This is a genomic window from Bacillus sp. X1(2014), assembly GCF_007678255.1.
The window spans coordinates 45,985-60,180 of the sequence record NZ_VEED01000023.1 but is presented as its reverse complement, the minus strand read 5'-3'; the positions used below and the strand labels follow the sequence as shown (position 1 = coordinate 60,180).

The 14,196-nt window shown below is 39.7% G+C and carries 12 protein-coding genes; all 12 read right to left on the bottom strand.

What is annotated here, in order from left to right; translation table 11 throughout:
• Positions 1-327: a hypothetical protein gene (locus tag FS608_RS26250; RefSeq protein WP_144555516.1), complete on the bottom strand. Its 327-nt coding sequence runs from the start codon at positions 325-327 to the stop codon at positions 1-3.
• Positions 320-1,030: a DUF5081 family protein gene (locus FS608_RS26245; protein ID WP_260871833.1), complete on the bottom strand. Its 711-nt coding sequence runs from the start codon at positions 1,028-1,030 to the stop codon at positions 320-322. The genes FS608_RS26250 and FS608_RS26245 overlap by 8 nt, the downstream gene beginning before the upstream one ends.
• Positions 1,027-1,326, bottom strand: a complete 300-nt coding sequence (locus tag FS608_RS26240; RefSeq protein ID WP_144555515.1) for a WXG100 family type VII secretion target — start codon at positions 1,324-1,326, stop codon at positions 1,027-1,029. The genes FS608_RS26245 and FS608_RS26240 overlap by 4 nt, the downstream gene beginning before the upstream one ends.
• Positions 1,313-1,717, bottom strand: a complete 405-nt coding sequence (locus tag FS608_RS26235) for a hypothetical protein (protein ID WP_144555514.1) — start codon at positions 1,715-1,717, stop codon at positions 1,313-1,315. The genes FS608_RS26240 and FS608_RS26235 overlap by 14 nt, the downstream gene beginning before the upstream one ends.
• Positions 1,710-6,248, bottom strand: coding sequence for a type VII secretion protein EssC (gene essC, locus FS608_RS26230; protein WP_144555513.1), 4,539 nt, complete (start codon positions 6,246-6,248; stop codon positions 1,710-1,712). The genes FS608_RS26235 and essC overlap by 8 nt, the downstream gene beginning before the upstream one ends.
• A 43-nt stretch (positions 6,249-6,291) precedes the next feature.
• A complete protein-coding gene (gene essB, locus FS608_RS26225) occupies positions 6,292-7,617 on the bottom strand; it encodes a type VII secretion protein EssB (protein WP_144555512.1) in 1,326 nt (441 codons plus the stop codon).
• Between the two features lie 65 nt (positions 7,618-7,682).
• Positions 7,683-7,934 (bottom strand): EsaB/YukD family protein, encoded by a 252-nt coding sequence (locus FS608_RS26220; protein ID WP_144555511.1) that lies wholly within the window; start codon positions 7,932-7,934, stop codon positions 7,683-7,685.
• A 12-nt stretch (positions 7,935-7,946) separates the two neighbouring features.
• The gene (essA, locus tag FS608_RS26215) at positions 7,947-8,459 is read right to left on the bottom strand and encodes a type VII secretion protein EssA (RefSeq protein WP_144555510.1); all 513 of its coding nucleotides are present in this window, start codon (positions 8,457-8,459) and stop codon (positions 7,947-7,949) included.
• Positions 8,434-11,817 (bottom strand): type VII secretion protein EsaA, encoded by a 3,384-nt coding sequence (gene esaA / locus FS608_RS26210; protein ID WP_144555509.1) that lies wholly within the window; start codon positions 11,815-11,817, stop codon positions 8,434-8,436. Before esaA ends, essA begins: the two co-directional genes overlap by 26 nt.
• 205 nt (positions 11,818-12,022) lie before the next feature.
• On the bottom strand, positions 12,023-12,319 hold the full coding sequence (locus FS608_RS26205) for a WXG100 family type VII secretion target (RefSeq protein ID WP_026565218.1): 297 nt from the start codon (positions 12,317-12,319) through the stop codon (positions 12,023-12,025).
• 462 nt (positions 12,320-12,781) lie between these two features.
• Positions 12,782-13,774, bottom strand: a complete 993-nt coding sequence (locus tag FS608_RS26200) for an ABC transporter substrate-binding protein (protein ID WP_144555508.1) — start codon at positions 13,772-13,774, stop codon at positions 12,782-12,784.
• Between the two features lie 151 nt (positions 13,775-13,925).
• Positions 13,926-14,126 (bottom strand): hypothetical protein, encoded by a 201-nt coding sequence (locus FS608_RS30965; RefSeq protein ID WP_144555507.1) that lies wholly within the window; start codon positions 14,124-14,126, stop codon positions 13,926-13,928.
• Positions 14,127-14,196 lie beyond the last annotated feature (70 nt).

The window sequence follows — 14,196 nt, the reverse complement described above, 5'->3', positions numbered from 1 at the left end:
TTATACCCCCAGTTTCGCAATGATTTGCTCAGCAATTGCTTCGTCTGCCTGCATCATCGTATTTAGGATATCAATCACCAACACAGCCGCTCGGGAGTAATTATCATATAAATCCATTACTTTCTGATTCGCCTCAGCATATACTTCCATGGCTTTTTTTGCTTTTCCTTCTGTGTAATAATCAAGACTTCCCAGCTTTTCAATATTCGGGGCGGCATTGGTCTCCAGTTCCGTAATAATTGCTTGTAATAAGGTGAAAATTGTTGTCATCTCATCAGGATTTACATTGATGAGCAGGCTAGAACCGCCTCCATCAGCTTTAAGCATATGACTTCTCCTCCTTATAAGGGAAATCCATTTCGTCAAATAGGACCTTCAAAAACCAATATTGACTAGCATGGTAATATTTTTTATTTACCGTATCGACCATGATTAACTTTTCGTCTTTCGTAAAGATGAGCCACTGCTGATAATAGTGCCAATTAAATCGATCTTTATGTTCCTCCTTAAGATGGAAGAATTCTAAATTCATAAACATCTCTTCCGGCTCAAAACTCTCTGTCTCGCGTCTTTCTTGATTGGATAATTCTTTTTTTAGGAATGCTTTTTCCATTTCAACCGGTTCTCTTACAATCACCGGAAATTGTTCACATAACATATTTAGAAGTGTTGCTTTAGAGGTGATACGTAACTGATAATGACCTGGTGCTTCCAACTCCACCAGCACAATGACTTCATCACTTTCACGTGCCCGAAAGGCAAAGAGAAGATTATTGATGCGAACGTATTTCTTACTTTGATGATAAAATTCAAGTGTTTGGATGACTAGTGCCCCAGACTTTGTGATTTTCCCAGCGGGTGTGATGATTTTCTTCTCAATCAGCCGATCATGGGCCTCTTTAAATACCTCTTCGCCTTTTAATTGGTATACTTCTTTCTCAGGCAAGCCAAAAAGAACATTCCCACCAAAAGCTGCCGCTAATAGGTATAATTCAGCCACTGAAAACGTATCTGTTGAACGTTCCATCATAAATTCTTCACTTCCCTTACTGAGCCGTCTTGAAGGAAATCATCGAAATAGCCATCAAGATTGTTTAACGCTGTTGTTTGTTTTGCGACGGCAGATTTTAGATCATGATGATATTTCTGAATGATTTCTAGATAACTTAAGAAGGAATCTCTAGATTTCCCGCTCCATTTAGCCGAATTTAGGTAAGAAATTAGTTGTTCACAAGATTCATAGGTTTGTTCAATCGATTGCTCCAATGCCTTCGCCGCAGCCTTCGCTTCATTTACCTTATCCCCATCAATTCTAACGGTCCCCACTGATCAATCGCTCCAATCTCTCCTGTAGCTCTTTCAATTCCTTTTCTCTTTTTACTCTTTCCGCTTCCGCCTCTTTAATCGCCAAATCCTTATAATGAACATATCGTTCATATGCCTTATTTTTCGCTGAAACCAGTGAACCCCGCTTTTCTTGATCGGCTCGAAAATACTGTTTTAACTTTTCCGTTACTTCTTCCCTGCTGGTTTCAAAATCATTTGAAGGTATATCTGAATGAGATAGATAAGGAATCGTACCTAGATAGGAACTGTAGGCTTGATTTGCTTCTGAAACCTTATGATCGTGTTCCGAAATGGCACTCTTGAGCTTTTCATACAGCTCATAATAATCATCTCTTTTTTTCTCCGTATCACTTTTAAACCAATCAAACATGGACGTTCACTTCCTCTCTATTTACGTAAGGAGCCGCAATTTTGATTTTCTCTGCCTTGCCTTGTCTAATGTAGTAGGCTTCATAAGGAAGTAGGTTTTGCTCTTTATAAGGACGACTCGAGACCTCAAGGATGCTCTGATCCGTAATTCTTCCAATTAAAATTCCCGCCTTTTGTTTCTTCACTGTTGTGGCGATATCGTCGTATTGTCTTTCTAATGCGCCATGGACGGCTCCGATCACAAAATAAATTCCTGTTCTCGCACCCGTTTCGATCAGATTAGCCAGCATCGATTGGCTAGTAAACGACATGGATTCGATGATGAATGAGACATCCGAGATAAAGACAATCATTGGGCGAATTTCCTTAAGGAAATCATTCCTTGTCGCCCGTCCGTCAGTAGCTGTTTGCACTTGACGGAAGGCATCTTCCCTTGTTTCAAATAATTGCTGGAGCCGCTCTACAAAAACATCCATTGTTTCTGCATGGTCCGCGTATAGATTCACATTTTCCTTATAAACTCTAAATCTCGAAGAAACATTATCGATTAATCCCACATCAATGTGCTGATTAACCGAGATACTGGAAATCAGTGTTAGATATGTTTGTTCAACAGCGTCCATGCGATCGCTTAAGATTAATGTGTTTTGGTCTTCCATGACAGATAACTCCATTGGCTCCACATTTTCAAAATCGACAGCAAACGGGATACCGCCATTCTTTACGATCACTTTCGTCTCTTGTTTTTCAATAAAGGAAGCAAACTCAATAACATCTGGAACCATTGGAATTGGTAATGGCAGCTCCCCATGCCAGGCATTCCGCATCTCTTTACTCTCTTTTTGTATCCGATTAATAATCGATAGCGTGTCGTCACCTTCGACAGGTAAAGCCGTTTGAAATAATGTTGGCTGTTCTAATTTAACCAAGCCTCTTCCAGGAACTTCTTCAATTTGTAAATCTGTTCTTCCCACAATATTACGAGACTCCATTCCATCAATCATAAATAAAGAGATTTGATGTTTAATATTGGCCAGAACCGGCGCCCTCAACACACTTTGGCGTCCTGCACTAATAACCATATGGATGCCTACACTAACACCTTCCCTGGCAATTTGCGCAGCAATTTTTTCAAAATCGTCTCGGTAGGAAGTATCACTAATGGAATCAAACGTATCGATAATTAAAAGAATAACTGGAACCTCTTCACCACTTACTTGCTCATACATCTGAATATTGGCGACACCATATTTACTTAATCGTTGCTTACGCTCTTTCAATTCATGCTGCAGGCGGCGGAAAAGCTTTCCTAGTTTTATTTCTTCATCCCCCATAATTATGTCTGCTGTGTGAGGAAGTTCCCTCAATGGCAGTAACCCGTTCGTTCCAAGGTCTATCAAATAGAAATGGACTCGTTTAGGGCTGTGTTGTCTAGCGATATTCATCGCCACAGTTTGTAAAAAGGTGGACTTCCCATACCCTGGACTAGAAAAGACAGCAATATGACCATCCTTGCTAAGATTTAATGTAAGTGGTTTTTGCACTTGCATTTCTGGAAGATCTAGAAAGCCGAAGGTCACTTCCAACGGTTTCTTCTTTCCATACCAAGCCTCTTGATCATTCATGTTATCTAGATCCGGAAGAAAAATCCGCTCTTCTAACGGCGGCAGCCATGGTCTAGGCAGATCAGCGATACGTTGTTCAGCCGCATAGGCATGAATATAATCCACGACAGCATCCAGTTGGGTTGGAACCTTGGTTATTTCCTTCTTAGTCGATAGACCACTTAAATCATCCGAGATGATGTCGTATTGTCCAAGATCATTAATGGCATAAATGGTTGTGTCCAGTAGGTCCTGTTCATTTTTATCTGGGATATAATCGGCACCGCTCCATGCACTTTGAAAAAGTTCATAGATTTCATTGTTGCCGACTTGTAAGTAAGCACGACCTGGCAGCGTGATATTCGCAGCATCCGGTGTTTTCAAGATTTCCGTCGAATCACTGGCGTTTTGAACTTTTAGTGCAAGTTTAAATTTAGAGTTGGACCATATTTGGTCATCGACAACACCACTGGGCTTCTGGGTAGCTAGAATCAAATGAATCCCCAGTGACCGTCCAATACGGGCTGTCGAAACCAGTTCCTTCATAAATTCAGGCTGCTCGGATTTGAGTTCAGCAAATTCATCTGATATCAAGAATAAATGGGGCATCGGTTCACTAGCCTCACCTGATTTATAGAGTTTTTGATATTGATTGATATGGTTGACATCATACTCTCCAAAAACACGCTGGCGCTTTTGTAATTCTGCTTTAATCGAGGCAAGCGCACGCATCGATTGCGTACCGTCTAAATTTGTAATCGTTCCTAATAAATGCGGGAGATCTTTAAATAAATTTGCCATTCCTCCGCCTTTATAATCAATGAGCAAAAAAGCAGCTTCATGCGGATGAAAGTTTACCGCAAGCGAAAGAATATACGACTGAATAATTTCTGATTTACCAGAACCCGTTGTCCCAGCGATTAAACCATGTGGTCCATGTGCTTTTTCATGGAGGTTCAAATTGACAAGATCTTCTTTTCCCCGCAATCCCAGTGGAACAGCAAGGCTTTTATATGTTTCATTTTTAGGCCAACGCCACTCAATACCGAGCTCCTCCACTTTCTGTACACCGTACATTTCGAGAAAAGTCACGCTTTCTGGAATCGAATTTTTTAAACTTTGCAGGTGATTAAGCGATGCCAGCGCGCGAGAGAAATCTTCTTTATTAAAATCCTTTGGAAATTGATCCGGTGTAAATCTCCGATTGACTAATTCACCTTTCTCAAGGATCATCACTCCAGTTGAGGCATCACGAATATCAATCACCGTTTTCACATGTTCTGGAAGAGACTGCATGACATCTTGCACGAATACAAGGGAAACTCCTAATTCACTTGGGTCCTCATTAAAGTATTCCATCACAGAATGATCCAATATCATTTTTTCATCGGTTATTAGCACAACAAAATGAGGAGTAAAATACATTTTTTCACTTTTATTACTTTTCTCATTGATAGCAAGCCTTCGAGCTTTTAATATCTGATAAAGTGAGTTGAGTACTTGATCCCGGGACCGTTCGTGATAAACAAATCCCCTTACGTTTAGTTCTCGTAAACTAGCATGTGGGAGCCAGCGCATCCATTCCCACTTTCCCTTTTCTTCTTCAGGAAAGATCGTGACAAACTGCACATCATGGTAACTATGAAATAGAGACGTCTGCATCACCAGCATTTGTAACTGTTCAAGCACAAGAGAACGGTGTCCAATATATCCAACAGGTCCATTGATCAGTGATGTTGCTGCCGGTACATCGTCTAATGTGAGATACTGAGCCTGAATATTGCGGGCAGCATCCACAAGTTCATCCTTTACAAGGGTAAACTCCTCGATCGTAAATTCGACCTCGAAGCTCGAATCAACGCGCCCTAATCCAAGGCGGTACTTAAGGAAGTCATGATGTAAACTGGTCTTCTCATAAATTCGGGAATCGACTTTCATCGCCATAACCCGTAATTGCTCCACATCTGGAAAATGATAATTCAATGCATGCCGCTGTTCCTGACTTACTTGATATAATTGCTGTGTTTTCTGTTTTAAGTACTCTCGGTAGCTTGTATCCCGTTCCTTAATATCCAAGCGGTATTGCTTCAGGCTTTTTAGATAGGATGTAATCGAAAAAATGACCGTGGTTACTGTCATAGCAAGCATAATGATGATATAAACCCCATTCGACAGAAACAATGAGACCAGGATCATTGCTGCAATCATCACTAGAGGCGGAACGATTACCCGTGCCAGCTGTTCACTTGGTTTTCCAGGTTTATTAGAGGGTTTTGCAATTTTTTGTTTTACCTCAGGCTCACGATAGATAATTCTTGGTGAACGATGATAGTCGGGGTAATGATTGCCGAAATTATTGTGAATGTCAAATAAACGAATTAATTTCGTTGTGATGATTGATTCTGCTCCCAGAATTGCGAGTTCATCCTGGCCAAGCTTCATCATCATTCCTTCAAAAAAAAGCTGGTCTCCTGGTTCTAGCTCTACCACACCCGTTGTCCGAACATAATTGTGGTAAACCTCACCCGTAAAGACTTCAAGTTTAAAAGGATTTCCCAACTTCTCGCGAATAAGTACAAAATCCAAGGCTGCGTTCTCGATTCTTACATCATCGTAATCATTAGCACCAAATGTAATACTAAAGTTTTGTGTTGTATCATATACGCACCACTCAGTTTCTTCCATGATATAAATTTGGATGGCGTTATCATGAGTGTTTAATGTAAGGCATTCGTTGATCCGCAGCTGCTGTGAACCGATTGTGCATGCAGTACCATCCCACATAATTGACAATTCTGGATGAAAATCGATAAATGTAATCGTGTTCGACTGATCATTTCCGACTGTAATTGTTTTTGGTTCATTTATCGTTAAATGGCATTTGTGCAAATGATCTTTAAAGCTCAGAAGTAATAGTCGTTGTGCCATTTTTCTCTCCCTCTCTATTACACAAGTAAACTTTCATCTACTTTTATTTATCTGGCGATCCAGTTTTATTTACCTTCTTATCCACCTGGTCTGTTGGTGTCGCTCCTGCTGGTTCATCGATTGAATCTTGATTAATTACCTCTTGGCTGCTAGTTCCTTCTAATTGGCTTTCCCCTCCTGCTGGAACTGACGTCTCTGTGTTAAGTAAGGAGTCTAGACCATATTTGTCAGCATATGAATCATATTGTTCTTGATATTTTTGAACCTTCTTTTCACGCTCCGTCCCACTTAAATCAGGGTCATTTTTCGCCTGTTCTATTTGTTTGATTAGTCCATACATGATTAATTGAGGATCATCAATATACTTGGCAAGGTCGATGGTTCTGGCAAAATCGCCTCGACCATTGTAAATCCAATACAATAAATAGTTCGGATCACTTTTTATACTGATATTTTTCAAAATTACTTCTTTTTGATCATCAGAAAGCTTCTCCGTTTCAATGAATGAATAAGCAAGCACATACTTACTGGTATTTGGCAATTTTTCTGGAGTTTGATTTTCTAAATCAGTAATCACATTTCCATAATCTAAGGATAAAAAGTGACGATCCGCTTCGAGGAGATGTGCTTGAAAAGGTGTTTTGACAAAAGTCAGATAAACGAGCGGCACCGCTAAAATAACAGCAAGTGCAATCATGATAAAGGTTAATTGTTTAAAAAGAAGAAATCTCTTTTTCGGTACATTTACTATGTTTTTTTCAAACTCTTGTTTTTCCTTTAAGTACTGTTCTTCCAAAAAATTGACTAAAGCAGCGAATTCCTGAAGTTCACCCACTTGACGTTCAAATGCGGAATCCTTGGCATTTGCTAATGAACCAGAATAGAGGTCATCAAAGGTATACTTTTTGGAAAATAATGCGACAATAATACATTTATATTGGAGAATAAATTTATCTTCATTCAGTTCATATGGGGGAATTAACTCCCGGATACCGCGAAACACGATTGATGGTAAAAGATTCTCATCAAAAATTAGATTGTCGGGATGTAAGAAGAAGGTCATGCGCGTGGTTAGGATTGTTCTGAATCGAGCAAGATTACACAAAAGACGTAGTTTTTCTTTTCTGTTTAGCTTTTGTACGTCATCCCATGTGTGAGCCCTTGGATCAACTTCAAATGAGAAGGTAAACTTGTCGTCTCCTTCTTCAACGATTGCAGGTACGAATAAATCTGAGTCATGATTAATTAAAGCCAATTGGCGTACATCTTTTACTCGTGTTTGTGATTTCGGCAGGTCGAGCTGCCATTTATTATTAAGAATGAGAAACTTGTATGTCATGGACTCCAATTGGATGCTTTTTTCATTCATGTGTTCTGACTCCTTTTAAAAGACAGGCGCTATCCTCACATCAGATAGGCCTGTTTCTATAATACTTATAAGACTAGTAAAAGATCTCCATTGGTTACCGGGTAATCGATAAGCCGGTCATCATCTGCCAATAAGAGTTCTTTATTGGCAAGCTTTACTGCAAAAAGAGGTGCCATTGCAAGATCCAGATTTAAGGATTCGGACAAGTTCACCAGCAGTTGTTTAATCGGTTGGTGAGCAGGGATTCTTACGTCATATTGCCCTTTGCCCCATCTGCTAAAATCAACTGTCACGTTTACATGTGTTTGACTAGGCATATTGCTCCTCCTTTACCCAAGCGTTTTTCTCATCATTGTAAATATCCCGCCACAACCTAGGACGATCATCCCTAAGAATGTCGTTATGGTTTTGGTGTTTAAAAAATCACCTGGTTGATCCTCAGGCTCGTTCTGAGTGGGTTCTGGAGTCTGTTGAACTATATAATTACTTGAAAACAGTACCTTTTCGGTATTTTTCAGTGTATTTTCAGGCTTACTTGGCGCAACAAAAAGAGCTTGTTGTAAATCTGACGTGGATTGGTCCAGCTCTAATTGTTTCATCTTGAGGGCATCCTGCGTTTGTTCCTTAAACAGGCCAGGCGCCAATTTTTCCAATTCCGTTTCTTGATCGCCTCGTGTTTCTAATTTCTCCCTTTCAATTGCATCTTGGCCAATCCGGTCCGTTTGCAATCGGATTTTCCCGCTATGATCTAGGGCTTCATCCGCCATAGGCTGGAGTGAAAACATACAAAGGAATCCTATAAAAACAGCAATCACACTAAAGAGCTTCACTAATCCCTTCATGATTAACCTCCTCGCTTTTTACAAAACGATTCGAGACAAACAAATGGCCTGCAAGACTAACAACAGTCAAGGCTGCTAGGCCTACTATAATCCACTTCGTATCAGATGCCCCACTGCCAAACTTCATTAATAACGTCTCAATATATTGTAACGGTGAGTAGTCTCTTAATTTAGCAGCTACAGAGAATTGGTCAAAGTGACGGCCAAGTGCTTCTGTTAAGAATAAATAGAGGCTTAGGATCACCAATAGGATGAACATACCAGCCATTTTTAACTGTCGTAGTAAATAAGTTGCCACTAGCAGCAGCGTGACCATGATTAAGGTGATTAATGTAGTCCATTGCAGGAACTTGCCTTCACTCATTTGCAGCATCTTGCCAGACATCAGCCCGATTACCAGCCCCTCAATTAGACCAATGCTTACAGTTATAATCGTGATTGGTGTATTATTGGCGACTATGGTTCTTTCACCTGCAAATGTATCCTTTTGCAGACGTTTCCGCTCGTTATTAGAGAGAACATAAGCAGTAAATAACGCAACAATGAAACAGATCAAAACGACAAAGTAAGGTGTAAAGGTATCACCTGCAGTGATTACCCCAGCATTCTTGGTTTCGACTGGTTTAGAAAGAAAGCTTAACAACTCTTCATTCGGCCGGTCACCAACGCGGCTATTAGCGAGCACGCCTGCAAAATTGTCAGCGAAGTTTTGATCCTCTGCCAATTTATTCGTTAGATTATTGGAAAGGTCCCCTGCCTGCTGTACTAAAGTCGTTCCACTAGCTTTAATTTCCTTGGCTTGTCGATCAATGGCATCGAAGGTTTGATAGACCGTATCCGCAGAAGCCAAATTGGTTTTCGACTGATCCGCTAGTGATTGACTTGAAGCTAGCAGCGAGTTGAATTCATTTCCTATGGCTAGAACAATCTGTTGTTCTTCTTCCCCATTCATTAAAACTTTTTCTTGCTCACTTTGGAGTTTAAGACTTGCTTCGCGCCATGCTTCCAAATCTTTTAATGTGTCAGAAAGGTTGGCATTTAAAGTTTCTGCTTGTGCCGTTGTTTCCTTAATCCTCTTCGACATTTGGGCTGCATTTTGATTTGCATCGTTAACGAGCTGTGTATATTCATCTATTTTGCCTTTTACATCTGCCGTCTGTTGTCTTATTTCCTCTGTAATTTGTTCCGCAACGTAAGCAGCTAATACATCAACAATGTCTTGTTTATTAAATAAATAATAAAGAGAATCCTCTGTTGCCATTTCGGTCAGTTTGGTTTGATTCAAATCATTTTCTAGGTCCGGACGATTAAATTGATCTATTCCAATGCCAAAGTATAGATTATACAGCGTCAATAACTTATGAAAATTACTGACGGTATCGCTGGAAGCATTGATTAAAACACTTGTCGAGTCCTCGGTAAGAGGCGACATCACCTGATGGGCAATATGGTTATTTAAGATTTCCAATCTCTCAATAATACTTTTGTTGTCAGTATTATTGGGTTGAGTCGAGTTCTGTGGTTCGATTGACTTCTCTTCCTTTGTATCCTCGCTCAATTCTTCAGCTGCTGCCGATTGATTACTTTCGTTAGACAATAAGGATGGATTTGTTTCCTTATCACGTTCAGCTGAATTTGCTGCTGTTGTTTGTTGCTGTTCTGGTTGTTCTGGTTGAGCAGGTTGAACGGGTTGCTCTGGCTGTTCTGGCTGTTCTGGTTGATCTACATCGGTAATATCCTTTTGATCAAGTTCCCAACTCCATGTAATAGGCTGGAACACATCAAGGACTGCATCCATGTTATTAAGAATCACATCAACTTTTACAGTGAATTGCCCTTCATCTGTTGAAGGAAGTTTAATTTTATCGTTATGAAGAAATGGCTCAGTATAATCCATTTCTTGGCTATTTGGTAATGATAGTAACACTCTCTTAATCTCAAATTCTTTTGGAATCGAAAGTGTAAATTCCTGTCCATTCTTTTTATTTTTCTCCAATTGGACACTATCTGTTAGAGTTACCCCATTTGTTATTAAATCATTTTTCACTTGTTTTACTTTTTCTGACAACGGAATACTATTTGCTTCACGATTAGGGATATAAGCAAACTCTTGATTGTATTTATTGGTTACAGCTATGACATTTTTTAGCTGTGTGACTGTTTGATTACTTAATCCTAAGCCATCTAAGTCATTACCATTTATGGAAGGCAGTAGATCAATTTGCTTTTGCAATTCAGACCGGGCATTGTTATCTGGAACTGAAAAAATATGATTCATCGATACACTTTGCTCTTGCCCTGAGCTATTTTGTATCTCCTTTTTGAGCTTATCAGTAATTGCTTGCTGCATATCTGATGCCAATGTTTCCGACAACTCTGTATCCAATTTATCCATTTTTTCCTTCGTGTTTGTCAGATACTCTTGAAGGGCTGCCGATTCTGATAAAATAGTAGCCGATTGATTATCCTTTTGATGAAATTGATCATTGATGGCATTATTGGCGGAATTTAAAAATTCTAATTGCTGCATGACATCATCATTGTTCATTTCACGGTTTAACAGGTTAAGCTGGCCGGAGAAACCTTTTGTTAAAAGACCATTAGCCGCATGCATTTTTGTGTAATCCAAAAAGCCGGATTGATAGGTATTGCTTGCTGCTACATCCTCACCCAGGCTAGTCTCAAATCCTTTTAATAGACCCTGTAAGCCGGTAAAGTTATCTCTTGATATCTTGGTGTTACTCTCCACCGCTCCAAACTGAGCGGTGTAACCTGCTAATGGACGATGGATTGTATGATTATAGAAGTTTGTATATACTTGCTCTTTATTGACCAGTGTACCGATATTGTCTTGAGCATCATGTAAATTGCCGATGACACTGGCAAAATAAACATCAATAATTTGGCGATTAAAATCCCCTAAGATGGAACTCGCTGTTTTCTCCGCCTTCGCTTTCAAATTACTGTTATCCGAAGCATTAATTTTGTAGTTCAAAACTACCCGCTCTGGTGATTTCGAATCTATTGATAATGCCTTTTCGGTAAAATCATTCGGAATAACAATCATCATATTGTAGACATTCCGCGTTAGGCCGCTTTCCGCAACGCCACGACTTACAACATACCAGTCATGGGTATCATCTTTTTCAATGTTCTTTATAAATTCAGCACCAAATTCATAGTTCTTATCATTAAATTGTGCACCTTGATCTTCATTGACCAATGCTACTGTCATTTTCTCATCATCATTATTGGCCTTGCTTTTGGATACTTGATTCAATGCCAGATAAGAGATTCCTGAAGATAGCGCAAGGATCAGAACTAGAAATAATATGACACCTCGCTCAATCTTTTTCATTCACTCAACCCCTGAAAATTTATTAGTATGTAATAAAGTAATAATTTCTATTTTTATTGTTTAGGAGATGTTTGAGACTCCCTGCTATGACAAACAAAGAATAAAAGCCACACAACGATTGTCGCGTGGCTTTTGTTTTATTGGGAACATAGTCCCGAATGACTTATTCCACTGATCCTACTCTTCCAGATGTCAGGCAATCGGATTAATTAAGCCCAAAATTCTGCGATAATTGCTCATCTTGCTGAGCAACAGCATCCGCCGTCTTGTTCAATTGTGTGTTAATTTCTTGCATCAATTGAGCAAAATTTTGTACCTTTGGCTTCAATTGGTTAAACTGATCATCAAATCTTTGGAAGGCACGGCCTTCCCATTCACCGCGAAGTTCATTTTGTAAATTAGTTAAGTCTCTTAAAATTTGCTCAATTTGTTGTGAACTTTGCCCATAGCGAGTCGCTTTAGCTTTTAACTCCGCTGGGGTCATACGAATTTGTCCAGCCACTTGTTCTCCATCTCCTTTACCTATAGTTGGCCCTGGAATTGATTCATCACTTTTTCCAGACCATTATCACTACATTGGAAGTAAATTCCTATCTATTTTTTTATCATAGGTTCATTCAACATTCAAATCACCCCGGATTGGCGTACGTTTTTTTCTAGTACTTTCTTTCTATTTATTTTTGAAATTAGAATTTTTTAGGAGGAACATGTAAAAATATGATTCTTTTTTAGCAAGACAATGGGATGGTTTTCGACCAAAAAATTAAGGAATATAAAAAATCGTAGAGCTATTTACCTGTTTTTTCAAATCAGATAAGATTCGAAATCCCCAACTCTCCCTTGACAATTTCATAATTGTTCCAGTGCCATTTAGGCTTTTTTTCGTTGAAATAAGAAGGTTTGTTAATCTCCAAAACAGTAAAAAACCTGCCTTGGTTAGGCAGGTTACAGTTAATTATAGATTTTATTCCACGATCTTCGCGTTTTTTAACTGCTCTTCCGTTAAAGTAATCCCTTCCTCCTGAGCTGCTTTTTTATTGATAATCAGCTCAAGGTTTTCAGGAAAACCAACAGGAATTTCGCTTGGTTTCTTTCCTTTAAGAATTTCAACGGCCATTTTACCGGTGGTGTAGCCTAGATCGTGATAGTCAAAACCATAAGATGCGAAGGTTCCGCGTTTTACAGAATCACCTTCACCGACAAAGGTTGGGATGTCCTTGGCATTGGCAACAGTTATCACTGACTCAAGGGCAGCAACGACAGTATTATCCTTTGGAATGTATAATACGTCTGCACGACCTACCATTGACTCAGCCGCCTGCTTTACTTCGGAACTAGCTGTTATCGTGGTTTCAACTGACTCCAGTCCGGCAGCCTCTATAGCTGTCTTCGCATGTTTTACATTTACAACAGAGTTGGGTTCGCCGTTATTATATATGATGCCCACTTTCTTGGCATCTGGAATAAAGGTTTTAATTGCGGCAATCGTATTCTTTATCGCATCAGGATGCGTATCAGATGTGCCTGTCACATTCCCGCCTGGCTTTTCTAAGCTTTGGACAAGCTCGGCCCCGACCGGATCGGTAATGGCAGTAAATAAGATTGGTATATCTTTCGTCTGATTAACCACCGCCTGAGCGCTAGGTGTGGCGATAGCCAAAATAAGGTCATTTTTGTCTGCGACTAAATTTTGGGCAATGGACGTATTATTGTTCATGTCCCCCTGGGCATTTTGGTAATCAAGCTTCAAATTCTTTCCTTCTTCATAACCGGCATCCTTGAGAGCCGCGATAAAACCCTCTCGAGCAGCATCAAGAGACGGATGTTCAACAATTTGTGTGATTCCTATTTTCACAACTTTCTCTTTTTCCTTTCCTCCCGTTTCCTTACTTCCCCCACTGCACGCGGAAAGCAATAATAAAACTCCACATAATACTAACGCTAAACTCTTTCTCATCTGTTAATCCTCCCTAAACTAATCCACTATTTATGTAGTCTCGTGGTGAACAATCAAGAAACCGATTTCCTTTTTTAATATATCTTTCGAAAATTTATAATATTCAGATTCTATCATGTCCACTAGTCTAAGACAATAGTAAATTTCATATTTAGAAAGCAGCACTGAGATAATAAATAAATGCTCTTATCGTAAACTTTGTTGCTGTGTTCGATTCGTGGCCCATTCGGACAACTTTCGAGATTTCAAAGGAATCGTGTCCGAACACTGGTCGTCTTCGGACCGCTTTCGTAGTTTCAAAGGCAATCGTGTCCGAACATCGGTTGTCTTCGGACAGATTTGGTGATTTCAAAGGCAATCGTGTCCGAACATCGGTCGTCTTCGGACCGCTTTCGTAGTTTCAAAGGCAATCGTGTCCGAAC

Excerpts from the sequence above, each read along its gene's own strand:
- esaA (WP_144555509.1), bottom strand. The coding sequence starts at position 11,817 with ATGAAAAAGATTGAGCGAGGTGTCATATTATTTCTAGTTCTGATCCTT.
- essA (WP_144555510.1), bottom strand. The coding sequence starts at position 8,459 with ATGAAGGGATTAGTGAAGCTCTTTAGTGTGATTGCTGTTTTTATAGGA.
- FS608_RS26220 (WP_144555511.1), bottom strand. The coding sequence starts at position 7,934 with ATGCCTAGTCAAACACATGTAAACGTGACAGTTGATTTTAGCAGATGG.
- FS608_RS26200 (WP_144555508.1), bottom strand. The coding sequence starts at position 13,774 with ATGAGAAAGAGTTTAGCGTTAGTATTATGTGGAGTTTTATTATTGCTT.
- essC (WP_144555513.1), bottom strand. The coding sequence starts at position 6,248 with ATGGCACAACGACTATTACTTCTGAGCTTTAAAGATCATTTGCACAAA.
- FS608_RS26235 (WP_144555514.1), bottom strand. The coding sequence starts at position 1,717 with ATGTTTGATTGGTTTAAAAGTGATACGGAGAAAAAAAGAGATGATTAT.
- FS608_RS26245 (WP_260871833.1), bottom strand. The coding sequence starts at position 1,030 with ATGATGGAACGTTCAACAGATACGTTTTCAGTGGCTGAATTATACCTA.
- FS608_RS26250 (WP_144555516.1), bottom strand. The coding sequence starts at position 327 with ATGCTTAAAGCTGATGGAGGCGGTTCTAGCCTGCTCATCAATGTAAAT.
- essB (WP_144555512.1), bottom strand. The coding sequence starts at position 7,617 with ATGAATGAAAAAAGCATCCAATTGGAGTCCATGACATACAAGTTTCTC.